This is a genomic window from Mycobacterium sp. NS-7484, from assembly GCF_001953975.1.
In the GTDB taxonomy this organism is placed as follows: domain Bacteria; phylum Actinomycetota; class Actinomycetes; order Mycobacteriales; family Mycobacteriaceae; genus Mycobacterium.
On sequence record NZ_MBEJ01000085.1, the window covers coordinates 15,290 to 32,745 of the forward strand.

Sequence of the window (17,456 nt, forward strand, 5' to 3'; positions counted from 1 at the left end):
GTCCATGGGCGTGCGCCCGGCCGGGATATCAGTTGCCCCAGCCGCGTTGGCCGTCCCAGCCACCACAGATGCCGTTGATGCAGCCGTGACCCCAACCGCCCTGGGCGGGATTCCAGCCACCACAGCCCTGCCAGCCGGGGCCGCTGTCGCAGCCACCACCACCGCCGGCGTCACCGCTGCCACTGGGCTGAGCACTGATCGTGGTTGTCGAGGCAGGCGCATCGGTGAGAAGTGCGGCTGTCGGTCCTGCGGCAATCGCCGCTGCGGCTCCCGCTACGAACACTGGCCCCATGAGTTTTCGTATGGTTAGCATGACTCCATACTCCTACGCTGTGAGCCTCCTGCCAAGTGATGTGATCAAGCCCGCGTGTAGCGCAGCATCGTCACACCCGCTCCGGCAAACGCTTCCGGATGGTCACAGAACACCGGTTTGACCCGCATCCCGACGCTGAGTTCGTCCGGCTCGATGTCGACCATCTCGGTGGAGAACCGCGGTCCCTCATCCCATTCCACGATCGCCAGCATTTGCGGAACCGCGTCGGCGAAGTGCGGACCGACCGGGCGTCGGGCCACGGTGAAGGAGTACAGGGTGCCCATCGCGGAGATCTCCCGCCACTCCAGGTCGTCGGCCAAGGTTCGCGGGGCGAGTACCCGCGGATAGAACACGTAGGCCTGCGTCGACGGCGAGTACTGGATCACGATGCGGTGCTCGGCGAGCGCATCCCAGAACGGCGTGCTGGTAGGGGTTTTCACCGGCAGCGGCCGGGTGAATCCGTTCATCGGTATCAATCGCCTTCCAGGATCAGCGTGGTTTGCTCGGACAGGATGCCGCCATTGCCGGAGACGAACGCGCGATCACAGTGGCCTACCTGAGCCGCGCCGGCCCGTCCCATGATCTGACGGGTGGCGTCGCACACGTGGTGCATGCCGCCAGCCAATCCGGCCTGGCCGAAACCGAGTTGGCCGCCTGCGGTGTTGAGCGGGAAGTCCCCCCGGAAGGTCAGGTCGTGATCGGAGACGAACGACATGCCCTTGCCCTTCTCGCAGAACCCGGCGTCCTCCAGGCTGAGCAGGACCGTGATGGTGTAGCAGTCGTAGATCGACACCATGTCCATCTGCGACCTCGTGAGTCCGGACATCCCGAATGCGGTGTCGGCCGCCTTGCGGATCGGGGTGTCCAGGAGGTTCTCGGCGTACGTGGGTGTCTTGAACGGCACGTGCTCACCAAAGCCCTTGACCCACACGGGCCGATTGCGCGTCCGGGCGGCAACATCGGCGGAGGCCACCACGACCGCGGCCCCACCGACGCACGGCATCACGATCTCGAGCATGTGCAGCGGGTCGGCGATCACCGGACTGGCCAGCACGTCCTCGATGCTCAGCGGGGTGTCTTTCCAGATCGCGCCGTCGGTGTGGTTGGCGTTCACGCGCTGGTCCACCACGATCTTCGCCATCGCCCGCTCGTCGTAGCCGTACTCGTAGGCGTAGCGCTGCGCCACCTGTCCGTACGGACCGTTCTGGCCCAGGTTGCCGTAGGGGATCTCGAATTCGGCCTGCGGAGAGCCGAATTGGTTGCTGGACGAGCCGAAGAACACCGCGTCGGTCAACGGCTTCGGTTTCAGCTCGGAAGACGGGGTGATGTAGCGCGCCGGCAGTGCGCACAGCACCACGTCGCACAGGCCAAGTTCGATCGCGGCGGCGGCCCGCCACACCATGCCCGCGGCGCTGGCCCCACCCAGATCGACCAGCTCGGCGAAATTCGCTCGGACGCCCAGGTACTCGGCCACGGTGGACGGAACGAAGATCTCGGATTCGCCGAGATGCGAGGTGACGATGCCGTCGACCTGCTCGGCCGACAAGCCGGCATCCTCCAGCGCAGCCGCGGACAGCAGGGCCCACTGTTCCAAGGTGAACGGGGCCGGGGCCGCTTTGTTCATTCGCTCCGGTGGAAGCTCGACGTAGCCGACGATCGCAGCCTCACCACGCAAACCCATGTGGGTACCTCACTTTCGGGGCAGACCCAGAATCATCTGGGCGATGATGTTGAGTTGGATCTCGGTGGTACCGCCGCCGATCAACTCGGCCGGAAGGTCGAGATAGGGCGAAACGACCGCGGGGCTGCTGTCCTGTTCCAGCGCGAGCGGCCCGGTGAGGCCGAGGGTGACTTCGGCGGCCCGGCGCAGCATCACGTTGGTGGCGACCTTGGCGATGCTCGACGCCGGTCCCGGTGGCTGACCGTCGAGCAGCCGTAGGGTCTCGCGCACGCCCAAAGCCTTGAGCGCGTTGGTGTATGCGTCGATCTCGCCGATGGCGTGCCGGATGGGGTCGGGATCGGGGCTCGTGCCCACCAGCTCGCGCAGCGCGCCCATCCGGTCGATGTTGACGTAGCCGCTGATCGCCACCCGCTCGTGCGCCATGGTGCTGATCGCCAACTGCCAGCCCGACCCCGGGTCGCCGAGCAGCATCTCGTCGGGCACGAACACGTCAGTGAGGAACACCTCGTTGAACTCGGCCCGCCCACTGGATTGGGTGATCGGACGGAATTCCACGCCGGGTGAACGCATGTCGAGGATGAAGTAGCCGATGCCTCGGTGCTTGGCGGCATCCGGGTCGGTACGGGCCAGCAGTGCGCCGAAATCGGCCCGGTGCGCCAGCGACGTCCAGATCTTGTGTCCGTTGATCCGCCAGCCACCCTCGACCCGCTCGGCCCTGGTGCTCAGCGATGCCAGGTCGGACCCGGCGCCGGGTTCGCTGAACAGTTGGCACCACGCCAGCTCGCCACGCAGCGTGGCAGGCACGAAACGTTGTTGCAGTTCGGCCGATCCGGCGGCAATGACACTCGGCAGGATCCACTCGGCGATGCCCACCGACGGCCGGACCAACTCGGCGCGCCGCGCGAACTCCTCGGCTACGATCAGCTGTTGGCGCACACCGGCGTCAAGACCCCACGGCGCCGGCCAGTGCGGGGCGATCAGTCCGGAGTCGGCTAACAGTGTGCGCCGCGGCCCTACAGTGAACTCGGGATAATCGCCCTGCCGTCCGAAACCGTTGTCGCTCAGTCCACGTGCATGATCCAGGACCTCGGCGACCCGGGCCCGGAAGTCCGCGTCAGAGTCGCCGAGGTTCACGGTCACGTCGCGGCTCGCGGTGCCCGACAGCTCGCCGAGTGCCCGGGTCCACCGTGACAACGGACCGATCGAGGCGGCCAGACTTGTGGCCCGCCGCCAGTACAAGTGCAGATCGTGCTCCCAGGTGAAGCCGATGGCGCCCAGCATGGTGAGCGCCTCGAGAACCAGGCCCGGAACCGGCATCACGGCCATCACCGCGGCCGAGCAGGCAGTGAGCCGGTGCTGGTCAGCGTCGTCAGATCCGCTCAGCGCCCGCACCGCGTCCCAGGCCGCTGCCGTGGCCAGGGCGCTGTTCACCAGCAGCATCGCCGCCTTGTGCTGCAGCGCCTGGAATGTGCCGATCGGTTTGCCGAATTGTTCACGGGTACGCAGGTGTTCGGTCACGGTGTGCACACACCATTGCGTGATGCCCGCGGCCACCGACGCGGTGAGCGCGACGGTCACCGCCGTGACCCGATCGGCGTCCACCCCGGTCAGCACTGCCGCTGAGGCCACCGCATGGGCCTGAAGGTGCAGGATGCCCAGATCCGTCGTCAGGTCCGTTCCGCGACGCGATTCCACCTGGGCGGCGTCCGGTTCCAGCATGGCCCACCGCAGAACGCCCGTGTCATCGGTGAAGGGCACCACCACGCGCTGCGCCGAGCAGATCCCCAAGACCAGACCGGACGACCCGGTGAGCCGCCAGCCTTCTCCGTCAGGCCGGCCCCGGATGTCGGACCACTGGTCGGACACCACAACCGCCGGTGTCCCCGCGGCGATCTCCTTGAGCAACGTCTCGGCCGCGGTACCCTGCCGGGCGTCCAGGACGGCCCCGGCGGTCGCCGTGGTGAGCAGCGGCCCGGGCAATAGGGCCGCACCGGCGGCCTCCAACACGCAGGCCATGTCTTCCAGCCCACCGCCTTGTCCACCGACGGCCTCCGGCACGTGCACGGCATGAAAACCGCTGTCCACCAAGGCACTCCACCACGCCGGCAGGGCGCCTTTCGCCAGGTCGCCGAGTGTGGCCCGGGTGGCATCGATCGGGGCGTGGCGGGCCGCGAACCGTGTGACGGCCTCACCCAGTTGCTGTTGCTCGGGTGTGAGGGCAATTGATACGTGGCTCATGCGCGCCGCCTCGATGCGTACTGACCGGAGGCGAAGAACCGTGCGCCTTCGGCGATGGATTCCGCCACGGGCCGCGGTTGCCAACCGAGTTCACGTACCGCTTTGCCGTGATCCATCGGCGACATGATGTGCATCAGTCGTACGGTCAACGGGCTGAGCTGATTCTCTTTCTTACGCAGTCGGGCCAACGGGTCGACCACCGCGCCGGCGGCGGCCAGCAGGCGAATCGGCACCCCACGCCGGGGCGGCTCGACACCGACTGCGGCACAGGCAGTCTGATAGATTTCCTGGGCCGTCAAGAAACGCTCGGAGACGATGTAACGTTCACCGACCCGGCCTTTCTCGCCGGCCAGGATCAGTGCCTCCGCGGCGTCGGCGATACCGACCGTCTCGGCCGCCGCACCCTTGACATAGAACGGCATCTTTCCGCGTACTGCGGCGGCCACCAGACGACCGTGCGGGGTCGGCAACCAATCACCCGGGCCGTAGGTGTTGGACACGCACATGGCTACGGCGGGCAGGTCGTGTTGGCGGGCGTATCGCAGCACCATCTGTTCGGCCAGCACCCTGGTGTGGACGTAGTCGCCGCCCACGTCGAGCCAGTTGTTCGGCAGTTTTTCGGTGGCACAGCCGGATTCGGCCACCCCGATCGTCGCGATCGAGCTGGTGAAGACGAACTTGCGCAGCCCCGCTTCGACCGCGACGTCGAGAACCTCTTGCAGCCCTTCGACATTAGTGCGCCACAGCGGAGCGGAGTCGGAGAGCCAGGCCCTCGCGTCGACAACGCAGTAGTACACCACGTCGCAGTCGTCCATCGCGGCGCGCACGGACTCGGGGTCGAAAATGTCGCCATACATCCGCTCCACGTCGAGATCGTCGATCCCGCGAGTGGAGCTGGTGCTGCGGATGAGCACTCGAACGTCCTCACCGCGTTCGACGAGCCGCCGGGTGACATGTGAACCGAGGAACCCGCTGGCCCCGATGACCAGTTTCTTTGTTGCCATGCGTCCTTGCGTTCGTCGTCCATGTCGTTTACGAGACGCTCCGTCTCGTCTTGTGGGAGACTACGGCGGGTAGCTTTCCCTGTAAAGATCCGGACCGACGAGGACATGCCGATGACCCGCTCTGCGAACGAGGTTGCGCCACCGCGGCGGCGCAGCGAGAAGTCGCGGGTGGCGATCATCGACGCCACCCGCGCGTTGCTGCTGGAGAGGGGTTTCGACGGGTTGAGCATCGAAGCCGTCGCGGCGCGGGCCGGGGTCGGCAAGCAGACCATCTACCGCTGGTGGCCGAGCCGGCCGGCCCTGGTGGCTGACGTCCTGTTGGAGGACGCCGACAAGATCCTGGCCACCATGCCGCACACCGACGACGTCACCGCCGACCTGGTGTCCTGGGCCGGCACGCTGGCCGCGGCGCTGACCACCAAACGCGGCAACGCCATGCTGCGCATCCTCACCGCGGCATCGCTGGAGCACGAGGACACCGCGGCCCGGCTACGGGAGGGTTTCAGCCGACCACTGCTCGATTCCGTGCGGACCCGACTGCTGGCTGAACACATCGATGCCGATCTCGCGTCGGCAGCGGCCGACGCCCTGCTCGGCGGCGTGGTCTATCCCGTCCTGTCCGAGGGACGCAACTACTCGCGGCAGCGTGCCGAGACCATGGCCCACGCCATCGTCGTGAGCCTGCGGTCCGGCGACTGAGACGGCTCAGGCCGGTGGCTGGGCCCCCGGTGCCCGCACCACCATCGGCACGGCCGGGAAATACGTCGCCATCTCCGAGCGGCACTTACGCAGGGCCGCCGTACCGTATCCGCGCTTGCGGAACTCCGGCCGGACCCAGATCCGGACGTTGACCTCACCGTGGGTCAGCTCGCCGAACACCATGCCGACCTTCTCGTCGCCCTCCAGCGCCACGAACCAGGCCGCTTCCTCGGCATACACTCGGTCCAGCGCCGCCTTGATCTCGTCGTCCACATCGGCCGCGGGAGCCCCGCTACCGTCGCCGGACGATTTCACGTCGGCGGTCCTGGCCTCGAAGATGTCACGGTCGTCGGGGGCGCGGAACGCCCTCAGTTCCAACGACTCGCCCGAGGCGGCCGGCCGCTCGGCGACGGTGAAGCTCAGCTGGCTGTTCAAGTCGTCGAGCTCGGCGGCGATGCCGCGTCGGGAATCCTTGGTGATCTGGGCGAACGACAACCCCACCACGGCCTCGGCCGCCAAATGTGAGGTGCCGAGCAGGCCGGCAACTGCGTTGACGGCGGCCGGGCGATCGTCGGCTTCAACGATCACGTCGAGGACCTCGTGCCGTCGGTTGAGGGCATTGAGCAGAGCGTCGGCGATTTCGCGCCGGGCCGCGGCTTTATCGTGATCGGTCATACCCGCGAGCGTAGATCAGCAACGGGAAGTGCGTGCGATCCTGGCCACCGCGACGTCCACGACCAGGAAGCCCAGCAAGCTCAGCCCCAACAGCGGCAGGGCCCATCCGACGATGGCCGCGACCACCACGAGGACGACGATTCCCCAGACCGGCAGCCGACGGATCGCCCCACGCAGCGGTGGCCGACCGACCGCCCAGTCCGAACCGCGGGTGGGCCTGCGTTGCCACCACATCCGGTAACCACGGACGATCACCGTGATCAGACCGATCATGGTCAGCGCCAACACGATTTGGTTGGCCACGCCGAACAGCAGGCCCATGTGGGCCTCGATGGTCCACTCGGTGAGCTTGGCCAACAGTGGCCACTGCGCGAAGTTCACCCGGTCGGTGACCGCACCGGAATGCGGGTCGACGGCGATCTCGTCGTACCGGGTGGGCCAATCCCGTTTGCGTTCGGCCACTTTCCAGCCCTGGCCCGCCTCGGAAGGCGGGTACATCCACATTGGCCCACGCAGGCCGGCCTGCTCGGCGGCCTGTAGGACCGTGTCGGCACCGTGCAGATCCGCCGGGCCACCGCGGTGACCGTGATGCGGTGTCGTGCCTGTGGCCAGCCCGGTGTCGACTGCGGGCGCGGTGGTGTTCAACTGCGCCTGAATGGCGTTGACCGTCTCCCCCGCGTGACGGGACCAGGTAATTCCCGAGACCGACAACGCCAGCAGCACGGCTACGATCCACACCCCGACCGCACCGTGCCAGGACAGCGTGCGGCGCCGCCCCGAGGCAGCCCGGTCCGGCAGCAGCAGGTTGCGTACCGTGCGGTTCTCGCGGCGCCGCATGATCCACAAAGCCAGCCCGGCCAACGCGATCACCCACATCCAGCTCGCGGCCAGCTCGGAGTAGTTGCGGCCGAACGCGCCGAGATGCAGGTTGCGGTGCAACTCGTCGAACCAGGCCCGCACCGGCATCCACTGCCCGTAGGTGGTCAGCGCGCCGTTCACCTCACCCGTATAGGGGTCGACGAACACGGTGCGTGAGTAGTCCGGTGGGACGTCCTTGAGTGCCGGGTCCAGCACCAGCCGGATCTGGGTGGTCTCGTCGGGCTCGACGGGCGGCCGGATGCTCTCGACCGTGCCTTCGGGGTGAGCGTGCCGGGCCGCGGCGAGCTGGTCGGCCAACGGCAGGCGCTGGGTGCCGACATGCTCGACCGTGAGCTCGTGGCGGTGGACGAAGGTGTCGATCTGTGGGATCAGCGCATAGAGCAGCCCGGTGACCGCCGCGATCAGGATGAACGGTCCGACGAACACGCCGGCATAGAAGTGCAACCGCACCAGCAGGGGGCGGAGGGAATGGGTGGTGACGGGCGGAGGTGATCCTTCGCGCAGTTGACCGTCGGGTGTGGTGGTCATGAAAAGCCTTCGAGTGAAAGGAATGTGAGAAGCGCACGCGCGCAAGCGTTAACAGCCGTCGGGTCGACGGATTAGATGAAGGTGCGGGCCATCAGCCCATGCCGGATGCCGACGGCGGCGCCCGCATTCCCAGACCGGCGCGCAACAGAACAGAGCGCGCCACAACCACTTTCGAGCGCCATCGGGGCTGCCGCGCGGAAGCACGGATTCGGGTGGTCGCAAAGATGCGCAGCCAGCACAGCACCGATGCGCAGATCACGTAGAGGTACTCGGCCGCACCGATCAGCAGACCGAGGGCCACCGCGGCGCCGACGTGCATGGCCACCATCGGCGGGGTGAACAGCGACCCGCCGTGGTGGTGCCCGCCGGCCATGGCCAGCGCGAGGTGGCCGAGCAACTGGCCGGCGCCAAGCCCGGCGATCAACAGACCGCTGCGGGCGGCGCGGGTTTGCGGGTTCAGCCCGCCGACGGCCGCTCCGAGTGCCGCGCACAGCAGCAACAGCACGATCAGCGGGCTACTTGCCGGCGGCGGGCCTCCGGCCGCGGTGTGGGCAACCGTCGCGGTGAGCGCCGAACACGCACCGACAAGGCCGCCACGCCACCGCGCGGCCTCCTCGACGGGCGTGCTCACCTGCGGGACTTTACCGGCAGGCCAGGGGGTGGCCCGCGGACCGCAGGTTATTCAACCTTGACTTATATAAGCAGCAGCTTTTAGCCTAATTCCGTGCACGCCTTCGACATCCTCGGCGATCCGGTGCGCAGGCGAATCCTGGAGCTCATCGAGGCCGGTGAGATGTCATCCGGCGCCATCACCGAGGTCGTCCGCGCCGAATTCGAAATCAGCCAGCCGGCGGTGTCACAACATCTGAAGGTGCTGCGCGACAACGGTTTCGCCAGCGTCCGAGCCGAAGGCACGCGTCGGCTGTACCGCGTCGACACGGCGCCGTTGCGCGAGGTCGACCAGTGGCTGGAGCGGTTCCGCCGCAATTGGACACCGCACCTGGATGCCCTGGCGACCGAGATCGCACGCGGCAAGCGGGACCGAAGAAGATCCACGAACCAGGAGGGCCCCTCATGATCGACGTCCAGCACCAACTCAACGCCGTGCGCCGCAGTGTGGGCCGCAAAATGTTCGAGGCCCGCGAAGCCCGCGTCGTGAGCGTCAGCCAGACCTACGACACCGACGCTGCCGACCTGTGGGATGCCTGCACCAGCATCGAACGGATCCCGCGCTGGTTCCTGCCCATCACCGGCGACCTGCAGGTTGGCGGGCATTTTCAGCTCGAAGGCAATGCCTCCGGCGAGGTGCTGAGCTGTGATCCCCCGCGCTCGTTCACGACGACGTGGGAGGCCATGGGCGCCACCAGCTGGGTCGAGGTCACGATCACAGCCGAATCCGAGGATCGGGCCACCTTCACCCTCGACCACATCATGCACGTGGCCGACGACGACGAGTTCTGGCTGCAGTTCGGGCCGGGAGCGGTCGGAGTCGGTTGGGATTCCGGGCTTCTCGGCCTCGCCGGCTACCTCAGCGGTGGCGACCGCATCACGCCGGAGGAGGGCGCGACCTGGGCAGCCACCGAGGAGGGCCGCGGCTTCATGACGGCGGCGAGCGAGCTCTGGTACCAGGCCGATCTGGCAGCCGGCGAGGATCCGGCGCAGGCCCGCGCTGCGGCAGATCGCACCGCCGCGGCCTACACCGCCACCTGAGCCGGGCCGTACCCTGTCGTTGTGCCTGACCTCCACCCGAACCTGACCGTGCTGGCCCCCTTGCTCGGTACCTGGGCCGGCGCCGGAGCGGGTGAGTATCCGACGATCGAGTCGTTCGAGTACTTCGAGGAGATCGCCTTCGGTCACGTCGGCAAACCGTTCCTCACTTACAGCCAGCGCACCAAGGCCCGCGACGACGGTCGTCCACTGCACGCCGAGACCGGATATCTGCGGGTGCCCGAACCGGGTCGCGTCGAATGGGTGCTCGCCCACCCCACCGGCATCACCGAAATCCAGGAAGGCACCGTGCGCGTCGACGACGGACGCATCGACCTGGAGCTGGCCGCGACCACCATCGGCCTGACTGCGTCAGCCAAAAACGTTGTGGCGCTGACTCGTTCGGTACACGTCGTCGGCGACCAGCTGACGTATGACCTGCAGATGGGCGCGGTCGGCCTGCCGCTACAACACCACCTTTCCGCCACGCTGACCAGGAAAACCACATGAGCCAACCAGCCCCGACCGGCAAGATCGCCCTGCCCTCCGACCTGGACTCCGTCACCGACATCGGCGACGAGGACCATTCGGAGATCGACCCGAAGGCAGTCGAGCGGATCTGGGACTCGGTGCGTTACTGGTACGGCGCGGGCATGCACCCGGCCATCCAGGTGTGCCTGCGGCGCAACGGAAAAGTGATCCTCAACCGCGCGATCGGCCACGGCTGGGGCAATGGCCCCGACGACGCGCCGGATGCCGAGAAGATCCCCGTCACCACCGAGACCCCGTTCTGCGTGTACTCGGCAGCCAAGGCCATCAGCACCACCGTCGTGCACATGCTCGTCGAGCAGGGGCACTTCTCCCTCGACGACCGGGTCTGCGACTACCTGCCCAGCTACACCAGCCACGGCAAGGACCGCACCACCATCCGGCACGTCATCACCCACAGCGCCGGGGTGCCGATTCACACCGGGCCGCGTCCCGACGTCACCCGCGTCGACGACAGCGAGTACACCCGCGAACAGCTGGCCCTGCTCAAACCCGTGTACCGGCCAGGGCTGGTGCACATCTATCACGGACTCACCTGGGGTCCGCTGGTCCGTGAAATCGTCTCGGCGGCCACCGGCCGCAACATCCGCGACATCCTGGCCACCGAGATCCTCGAGCCGCTGGGATTCCGGTGGACCAATTACGGCGTCAAGCCCGACGAGGTCGCCCTGGTCGCACCCAGCCACGTCACCGGCAAGCCGCTGCCGGCACCGATCGCCGCGGCGTTCCGGGCCGCGGTCGGTGGGACGCTGGACCGCATCATCCCGCTCAGCAACACCCCGCTGTTCCTCACCAGTGTCATCCCGTCGTCGACAACCGTCTCCAACGCCGACGAACTGTCCCGGTTCGCCGAAATCCTGCGCCGGGGCGGGGAACTCGACGGGGTCCGGATCATGAAGCCGGAGACGCTGCGGGCCGCCATCACACCGTGCCGGCGGATGCGCCCGGACGTGGCGACCGGCCTCAAACCGATGCGTTGGGGTACCGGATACATGCTGGGCGGCAAGCGGTTCGGTCCGTTCGGACGCAACACTCCGTCGGCGTTCGGGCACACCGGACTCGTCGACATCGCGGTGTGGGCCGACCCGCAGCGCAGCCTCTCGGCAGCCGTCGTCAGCAGCGGCAAGCCCGGTGCGCACCGCGAGGCGAATCGCTATCCCGCAGTGCTGGACCGGATCGCGGCCGAGATCCCGGTCGGCTAGGAGGCCCCGTGCGTGACGATCTCGCCGAACTGCTGCGCCGGCGGGCGCTGACGCAGGACATGGGCCGGCCCGACGCGGTGGCCCGGCGCCACGCCGCCGGCGGCCGCTCCGCGCGGGAGAACATCGCCGACCTGGTCGACGACGGATCGTTCGTCGAGTACGGGCGCTTCGCCATCGCGGCGCAACGGCAGCGTCGCAGCCTCGACGACCTCATCGAACGCACCCCGGCGGACGGCATGATCGCCGGCACCGCCCGGATCGACGGTGTGGCCTGTGCCGTCCTGTCCTACGACTACACCGTGCTGGCCGGCACCCAGGGCGCCTTGGGCCATCGGAAGAAGGACCGGCTGTTCGAGATCATCGAGCGGATGAAGCTTCCGACGGTGTTCTTCGCCGAAGGGGGCGGCGGCCGCCCCGGGGACACCGACTATCCGACGGTGTCCTCCCTGGAGGTCCGGGCCTTCGCGTTGTGGGCGGGTTTGTCCGGCGTCGTGCCGCGGATCGCAGTGGTCAAGGGTCGGTGTTTTGCGGGCAACGCGGTCATCGCCGGGGCGTCGGACCTGATCGTGGCGACCGCGGACACCTCGATCGGGATGGGCGGTCCGGCGATGATCGCTGGCGGCGGACTCGGTGACGTCGCCCCCGATGACGTCGGCCCGATCTCGGTACAGGCGCCCAACGGCGTCGTCGACGTGGTGGTGGCCGACGAGGCCGAGGCGGTCGCGACCACCAAGAAGCTGCTCAGTTACTTCACCGGCCCCGCAGCACCCGGGCCGGCCGCCGACCAAACCACCCTGCGCACAATGGTTCCCGAACGCGCGCGACGCGCGTATCCGGTTGCCCCGATCATCGAGACGCTGGCCGATGCGGACTCGGTCACCTTCCTGCGGGAGAAGTTCGCGCCGGAGATGGTGACGGCGCTGGCCCGTATCGACGGCAGGCCGGTCGGCGTTCTGGCCAACAACACGATGGTGATGGCCGGGGCGATCACGGCGGCCGCGTCCGACAAGGCGGCGCGGTTCCTGCAGCTGTGCAACGCGTTCGGGCTGCCGGTGGTGTCGCTGGTGGACTGCCCGGGCTACATGGTCGGCCCGGCGGCCGAGGGCGAGGCTCTGGTGCGACGCGGGTCCCGGTTGTTGGTGGCCGGTGCTGCGCTGACGGTGCCGCTGCTCGCGGTGATCCTGCGGCGTGGCTATGGCCTGGGTGCGCAGGCGATGTGCGGAGGCAGCCTCCACGAACCGTTGCTGACGGTGGCATGGCCGGGTGCTCACCTCGGTCCGATGGGCTTGGAAGGTGCCGTGCGGCTGGGTATGCGCAAGGAATTGGAAGCCATTGCCGATCCCGACGAGCGCGAGCAGGCCGTCCGCGCGGCGACTGCGGCGGCCGAGGAGAATGCGCGGGCGCTCAACTCTGCGTCGATGTTCGAACTCGACGACGTTGTCGATCCCGCGGAAACCCGAGGGCTGATTGCTGCCACGTTGTCCGCGGCCGCTCAGCACGAACGGCCGGCAGGCCCTCCGCGGTTCATCGACACCTGGTGACCACGCTTTCGCTGCACCGGCTGGATCAGAATCTGGCGACCAAGCAGCGGTGGTTCGAGTTAGCTGTCGGGGTACCCGGATAACGATTTGGTTACCACGCCCGTGGCGCAATATCACGATCAATTAAGAATGCGCGTCGGTCTCTGAGACTATTCAAGATCATTGTTTGCAATTTGCCGGAATTGAGGCGCAATTCACCTGCATACGGCGTAACGAAACCACTCCCGTCACATCGGTTTCAATCGGCCGATGTTTTGCTCGTCGGCATTGCGGTTACTTTCGTTTTCGGGCGGGGATCACCGCGATCACCAATCGCGACCCATCACAAATGCCAAAGGAAATGAACATGAAATTCACCGGTATCACTGCGCGTCGTGGCATTGTCGGCACTTGTGCCGCGGGCCTGCTCGGCGGTGTCGCAGCGGCAATGATCGGCGCGCCGACGGCGGCGGCCGCACCTGACTGCAGCGCCAGCGGCGTGGCCGGCACGGTAAGCAGCACCACCGGCGCGGCGCGCGCGTATCTCGACAGCCACCCGGGCGCCAACCAGGCGGTCACCACCGCGTTCAGCCAGCCGCGTCCCCAGGCCGCGGCGACGCTGCGCGGTTACTTCACCGCCAATCCGCAGGAGTACAACGACCTGCGCGGAATCCTGGCGCCCATCGGGGAAACCCAGCGCGCGTGCAATGTGACCGCGCTGTCGCCGGAACTGTCCTCGGCTTATAACGAGTTCATGGCCGGCTGATCCCGTCGTCCCCGGCCCGTCGCTGCGACTGAAGGTCGTGGCGACGGGCCGCTGGCATTCAGCGGACTGATTACCGTGGAGCCAGGTCAACACGTCGAGGAGGACGGATGGCGAATCGGTGGCAGATTCGGACAGGCAAGAAGGTGGCCGGACGGGCGGCAACCCGCGTCCGTAAGCGCACTCCGTCGCCGCTGGAACCGGAGTGGACGCCGGGACCGGCCCGCTACGGCGTCGGGATCCACCACAACGTCGCAGTCCGCACCTCTGACGGCACCGTGCTCCGCGTCGACATTCACTACCCGACGATCCCGGAGACCGGCGCCCCGGCACCGGGCCCCTTTCCGGTCCTGCTGTCCATCACCCCTTACGGAAAGAAAGCACCACCACCGGCCGCGCAGATCGGTGGCGGGGCGACGCCCTATCTGATCCGGCGCGGCTACATCGAGGTGATGGCCGACGTGCGCGGCACCGGTGCGTCCGGCGGATCGTTCGAGATGCTGGGCGCCGTACAGGTCCAAGATGGGGTCGACCTGGTGAACTGGGCTGCGCGCCTGCCGAATTCGAATGGGCGCGTCGGGATGTTCGGCATCTCGTACCTGGCGGCCAACCAGTTGCTCACCGCTGCGGCAGTCGGCCCCGATTCGCCGTTGAAGGCGATCTTCCCGGTGATGGCCGCCAATGATTTCTACCGCGACGTGGTCACCATGGGCGGTGTGCCGCACATGCGCACGGTGCGTGCCTATGGTGCGGTCTATTCGTTGCTCAACGTCGTCAACCCGGTCCTGGAGTTCGCCAAGCGCGGCTCTCACGAGCGTCCCCGGGTCGGCGGTCTGGCCGCGGTCCGCCAGCGCGGACGGGACCAGCGCCAGTATTTCCGCACGATGATCGCCGACGCGGCCGCCGGCGGCGACACCGCTTTCGACGGCCCGTTCTGGGACTCCATGCGGGCCTCGGATGTGCTGCCCGAGATCGCGCGCAACCAGGTCGCCGTCTTCCTGGTCGGAGGCTGGCACGACGCTTTCCAGCGCGGCGCCCCGCTGAACTATGTTGCGCTGCAGAACGCCTACGCGGGGCGACCGTCGCACGTCCCGATGCAGCCGGGCCAGCCGTTGTCGGAGCGGGTGCAGTTGATCATGGGCCCCTGGTATCACGTGTCGGATCTGGATGGTCTGCATCTCCACGCGTTGCAATTGCGGTGGTTCGACCGATGGCTCAAGGACGACGCCTCCGCCGCGGTGACCGGTCCGCCGATCCGCTTCCAGGCCATCGGCAGCGCGGACTGGTTCCAGGCCCAGGACTATCCGTTTCCCGAAACCACGCCGACGCGACTCTTTTTGGCCGACGGTGGCCACCTCAGCACTGAGCCGGCGGCTGAGCAGACCGAGGCCACCCTGCGTTATACGGTGCGCGGCCCGATCTCCGGTCGCAGCCTGGAGCAGTGGAGCCTGGGGATGGGCAGCTTCATGGCCTCCCAGACCGGTCGCCGGATCAGTTACGACCTGGACAACCGGCGGCTGCAGCGAGAAGCACTCACCTACACCACAAGTGAGTTCAGCCATGCGAAACTCATCGCCGGCCCGGTCACCTTGACCGTGTACGCGACGGCTGACACCACCGAGACGCTGTGGGTGGCCCACCTCGATGACGTCGCACCCGACGGAGCCAGCCGGCCACTGACGCAGGGGGCCCTGCTGGGTTCCCATCGCGCGTTGGACCCGGAGACGACGTGGTATGTGCCCGACGGTTCCGATGGTTCCGGCGGCCAGGTGCTGCGGCCACATCACATCAGCACTCGCGATGCCGCACAGCCCGTGGTGCCCGGTGAGCTGACCCGCTATGACGTCGAAATCTTCCCCACCGCAGCGCTCATCGCGCCGGGGCATCGGCTGCGGTTGACGCTCACCACCTACGACTTTCCCCATCTGGTGCCCACGCGTCCGGCCCGCGCGGCCCTCGCCGGTGGCACGTACACCCTTCATCAGGGCGGGGTGTCACCATCGAGCCTGCTCATCCCGGTGGCCGACCCGGCGGCGTTCAGCCCGGACGAATCGCGCGGCTTCGGAACCGAATCACCTTGATAACGGAGGGGTTACGCCGGGCGCGGCCCTGATGTCGAGTGTGCGGGCGTTGTTAGCGTGCCGGTGTGAGACTGAGATTGTTCGGTCGGATGGCGCGCCGCGCGGCGGCGGTGGTGACGGCGGGGACGGTGATTGCCGGGCTCGGGATCGTCGGGATCACCGGGTCGACACCGACCGCAGCGGCGTATTCCCGCGATGGCCTGCCCGTGGAACGGCTACAAGTGCCGTCGGCTTCGATGGGCCGTGACATCACGGTGCAGTTCCAGGGCGGCGGACCGCATGCGCTGTACCTGCTCGACGGCTTGCGCGCACAGGATGACGCCAGCGGCTGGGACATCAACACCGCGGCGTTCGAGTGGTTCTACCAGTCCGGTATCTCCGTGGTCATGCCGGTGGGTGGGCAGTCCAGCTTCTACACCGACTGGTACCGGCCCGCAGCCGGCAGTGCCGGCACCACCACGTACAAGTGGGAGACCTTCCTCACCCAGGAGCTACCGGCCTATCTGGCCGCCAAGCGCGACGTGGCACCGACCGGCAACGCCGTGGTCGGATTGTCGATGTCCGGGGGCGCGGCGCTGAACCTGGCGATCTGGCATCCCTCCCAGTTCATCTTCGCCGGGGCGTTGTCCGGCTTCCTCAACCCCTCACAAGGCTTGTGGCCCACGATGATCGGCTTTGCCATGAAGGACGCCGGCGGCTACAACGCCACCGACATGTGGGGCACCTCCAACGATCCCGCCTGGCGACGTAATGACCCGATGGTCAACGTCAACCGCTTGGTAGCCAACAACACCGCGATCTGGGTGTACTGCGGCAATGGCGTTCCCTCCGAACTCGACGGGCCAGGCGGCAACTTCGGCACGTTGTACAGCGCGCAGTTCCTGGAGAACATCACGATCAACACCAACAAGGAGTTCCAGCAGAAGTATGTGGCCGCGGGCGGTCGCAACGCGGTGTTCAATTTCCCCCCGAACGGAACACACAACTGGAACTACTGGGGTTCGCAGCTGCAGCAGATGAAGCCCGATCTCCTGCGGGTGCTCAACCAGAACGCGGCAGCGGCTGCTGCCGCGGCGAATCCCGCGCCGGCCGCGCCTGCGGTACCGGGAGCTGCGGGGGTGCCTGGAGTACCGGGAGTTGCTGGGGTACCTGCAGCGGGTGCGGTGCCTGGCGCGCCAATTGTTCCGGGGGCGGCCGGGGTACCGGGAGTGGCCGGGGTACCGGGAGTGGCCGGGGTACCGGCTCCGACGGCCGGTTTGCCCGTCGCTCCCCTGCCGGCTGCACGAGTGCCTGCCGGGACGGTGCCTGCCGCACGGGTGCCCGCCGCCGCGACGGTCCCCGCGGCAATCCCGGCGGCGGCGAACGCACCTGCTGCGCTGGCGCCTGGTCTGAGCCTGCCGCCGGTAACCCAGCCTGTCGCGGCACCGCGATAATTCCACGGAGCAGGCAACTTTCGCGCAGGTGCGGTGCCCGCGGCGATATGGCCAAGACCACGATCATCGAGCGGCCTGGCTGAGATTGCCTAGAAGGGTGGGGCGTCGCCGCCTTCGGTGTTGACTCCGCCAGTATCGACAGCGGGTGGGGCGTCGCCGCCTTCGGTGTTGAGTCGGCGTTCGG

At 67.7% G+C, this 17,456-nt stretch carries 17 protein-coding genes; 9 read left to right on the forward strand and 8 right to left on the reverse strand.

Annotation, left to right across the window (positions count from 1 at the left end):
- Positions 1-28: 28 nt before the first annotated feature.
- From A5733_RS15255 to A5733_RS15275, 5 genes are read right to left on the reverse strand one after another with little or no spacing between them, the layout of a single operon-like run.
- On the reverse strand, positions 29-313 hold the full coding sequence (locus tag A5733_RS15255) for a hypothetical protein (protein ID WP_076240706.1): 285 nt from the start codon (positions 311-313) through the stop codon (positions 29-31).
- A gap of 44 nt (positions 314-357) precedes the next feature.
- Complete coding sequence (locus A5733_RS15260; protein WP_076240707.1) at positions 358-780, reverse strand: Zn-ribbon domain-containing OB-fold protein; 423 nt, start codon at positions 778-780, stop codon at positions 358-360.
- Positions 781-785: 5 nt separating this feature from the next.
- Positions 786-1,994: a thiolase family protein gene (locus tag A5733_RS15265; protein WP_076240708.1), complete on the reverse strand. Its 1,209-nt coding sequence runs from the start codon at positions 1,992-1,994 to the stop codon at positions 786-788.
- Positions 1,995-2,003: 9 nt separating this feature from the next.
- A complete protein-coding gene (locus tag A5733_RS15270; RefSeq protein WP_076240709.1) occupies positions 2,004-4,232 on the reverse strand; it encodes an acyl-CoA dehydrogenase in 2,229 nt (742 codons plus the stop codon).
- The gene (locus A5733_RS15275) at positions 4,229-5,236 is read right to left on the reverse strand and encodes an NAD-dependent epimerase/dehydratase family protein (RefSeq protein ID WP_076240710.1); all 1,008 of its coding nucleotides are present in this window, start codon (positions 5,234-5,236) and stop codon (positions 4,229-4,231) included. Before A5733_RS15275 ends, A5733_RS15270 begins: the two co-directional genes overlap by 4 nt.
- Before the next feature lie 111 nt (positions 5,237-5,347).
- Between A5733_RS15275 and A5733_RS15280 the strand changes: the two genes are divergently transcribed.
- A complete protein-coding gene (locus tag A5733_RS15280; protein ID WP_142254014.1) occupies positions 5,348-5,935 on the forward strand; it encodes a TetR/AcrR family transcriptional regulator in 588 nt (195 codons plus the stop codon).
- A gap of 6 nt (positions 5,936-5,941) precedes the next feature.
- On the opposite strand, the gene A5733_RS15285 is transcribed toward A5733_RS15280, so the two are convergent.
- The 3 genes from A5733_RS15285 to A5733_RS15295 all read right to left on the reverse strand — a co-directional run bounded on the left by A5733_RS15285 (position 5,942) and on the right by A5733_RS15295 (position 8,648).
- The gene (locus tag A5733_RS15285; RefSeq protein ID WP_076240712.1) at positions 5,942-6,610 is read right to left on the reverse strand and encodes a GNAT family N-acetyltransferase; all 669 of its coding nucleotides are present in this window, start codon (positions 6,608-6,610) and stop codon (positions 5,942-5,944) included.
- Between the two features lie 15 nt (positions 6,611-6,625).
- Positions 6,626-8,017, reverse strand: coding sequence for a PepSY domain-containing protein (locus tag A5733_RS15290; protein WP_076240713.1), 1,392 nt, complete (start codon positions 8,015-8,017; stop codon positions 6,626-6,628).
- Between the two features lie 91 nt (positions 8,018-8,108).
- Positions 8,109-8,648 (reverse strand): hypothetical protein, encoded by a 540-nt coding sequence (locus A5733_RS15295; protein ID WP_076240714.1) that lies wholly within the window; start codon positions 8,646-8,648, stop codon positions 8,109-8,111.
- Positions 8,649-8,741: 93 nt separating this feature from the next.
- On the opposite strand from A5733_RS15295, the gene A5733_RS15300 reads away from it, so the two are divergent.
- The 8 genes from A5733_RS15300 (at position 8,742) to A5733_RS15335 (ending at position 17,272) form a co-directional block, all read left to right on the forward strand.
- Positions 8,742-9,095, forward strand: coding sequence for a helix-turn-helix transcriptional regulator (locus A5733_RS15300; protein ID WP_076240715.1), 354 nt, complete (start codon positions 8,742-8,744; stop codon positions 9,093-9,095).
- On the forward strand, positions 9,092-9,727 hold the full coding sequence (locus A5733_RS15305) for an SRPBCC family protein (protein ID WP_076240716.1): 636 nt from the start codon (positions 9,092-9,094) through the stop codon (positions 9,725-9,727). Before A5733_RS15300 ends, A5733_RS15305 begins: the two co-directional genes overlap by 4 nt.
- Before the next feature lie 21 nt (positions 9,728-9,748).
- The gene (locus A5733_RS15310) at positions 9,749-10,234 is read left to right on the forward strand and encodes a peroxynitrite isomerase (protein WP_076240717.1); all 486 of its coding nucleotides are present in this window, start codon (positions 9,749-9,751) and stop codon (positions 10,232-10,234) included.
- The gene (gene lipE, locus A5733_RS15315) at positions 10,231-11,475 is read left to right on the forward strand and encodes a lipase LipE (protein ID WP_076240718.1); all 1,245 of its coding nucleotides are present in this window, start codon (positions 10,231-10,233) and stop codon (positions 11,473-11,475) included. The genes A5733_RS15310 and lipE overlap by 4 nt, the downstream gene beginning before the upstream one ends.
- 59 nt (positions 11,476-11,534) lie before the next feature.
- Entirely contained in the window at positions 11,535-13,016 is a 1,482-nt protein-coding gene (locus tag A5733_RS15320; protein WP_233152703.1) for an acyl-CoA carboxylase subunit beta, read from the forward strand.
- Positions 13,017-13,362: 346 nt separating this feature from the next.
- Positions 13,363-13,761 (forward strand): heme-binding protein, encoded by a 399-nt coding sequence (locus A5733_RS15325; protein ID WP_067773295.1) that lies wholly within the window; start codon positions 13,363-13,365, stop codon positions 13,759-13,761.
- A 107-nt stretch (positions 13,762-13,868) separates the two neighbouring features.
- Positions 13,869-15,839, forward strand: coding sequence for a CocE/NonD family hydrolase (locus A5733_RS15330; protein ID WP_083666218.1), 1,971 nt, complete (start codon positions 13,869-13,871; stop codon positions 15,837-15,839).
- An 89-nt stretch (positions 15,840-15,928) separates the two neighbouring features.
- Positions 15,929-17,272 (forward strand): esterase family protein, encoded by a 1,344-nt coding sequence (locus tag A5733_RS15335; RefSeq protein WP_076240719.1) that lies wholly within the window; start codon positions 15,929-15,931, stop codon positions 17,270-17,272.
- Positions 17,273-17,456: the final 184 nt, after the last annotated feature.

Bases quoted from the DNA above. Each gene is read 5' to 3' on its own strand.
- A5733_RS15255 (WP_076240706.1), bottom strand. From the start codon at position 313: ATGCTAACCATACGAAAACTCATGGGGCCAGTGTTCGTAGCGGGAGCC.
- A5733_RS15260 (WP_076240707.1), bottom strand. From the start codon at position 780: ATGAACGGATTCACCCGGCCGCTGCCGGTGAAAACCCCTACCAGCACG.
- A5733_RS15265 (WP_076240708.1), bottom strand. From the start codon at position 1,994: ATGGGTTTGCGTGGTGAGGCTGCGATCGTCGGCTACGTCGAGCTTCCA.
- A5733_RS15270 (WP_076240709.1), bottom strand. From the start codon at position 4,232: ATGAGCCACGTATCAATTGCCCTCACACCCGAGCAACAGCAACTGGGT.
- A5733_RS15275 (WP_076240710.1), bottom strand. From the start codon at position 5,236: ATGGCAACAAAGAAACTGGTCATCGGGGCCAGCGGGTTCCTCGGTTCA.
- A5733_RS15280 (WP_142254014.1), top strand. From the start codon at position 5,348: ATGACCCGCTCTGCGAACGAGGTTGCGCCACCGCGGCGGCGCAGCGAG.
- A5733_RS15285 (WP_076240712.1), bottom strand. From the start codon at position 6,610: ATGACCGATCACGATAAAGCCGCGGCCCGGCGCGAAATCGCCGACGCT.
- A5733_RS15290 (WP_076240713.1), bottom strand. From the start codon at position 8,017: ATGACCACCACACCCGACGGTCAACTGCGCGAAGGATCACCTCCGCCC.
- A5733_RS15305 (WP_076240716.1), top strand. From the start codon at position 9,092: ATGATCGACGTCCAGCACCAACTCAACGCCGTGCGCCGCAGTGTGGGC.
- lipE (WP_076240718.1), top strand. From the start codon at position 10,231: ATGAGCCAACCAGCCCCGACCGGCAAGATCGCCCTGCCCTCCGACCTG.
- A5733_RS15320 (WP_233152703.1), top strand. From the start codon at position 11,535: ATGGGCCGGCCCGACGCGGTGGCCCGGCGCCACGCCGCCGGCGGCCGC.
- A5733_RS15325 (WP_067773295.1), top strand. From the start codon at position 13,363: ATGAAATTCACCGGTATCACTGCGCGTCGTGGCATTGTCGGCACTTGT.
- A5733_RS15330 (WP_083666218.1), top strand. From the start codon at position 13,869: ATGGCGAATCGGTGGCAGATTCGGACAGGCAAGAAGGTGGCCGGACGG.
- A5733_RS15335 (WP_076240719.1), top strand. From the start codon at position 15,929: ATGGCGCGCCGCGCGGCGGCGGTGGTGACGGCGGGGACGGTGATTGCC.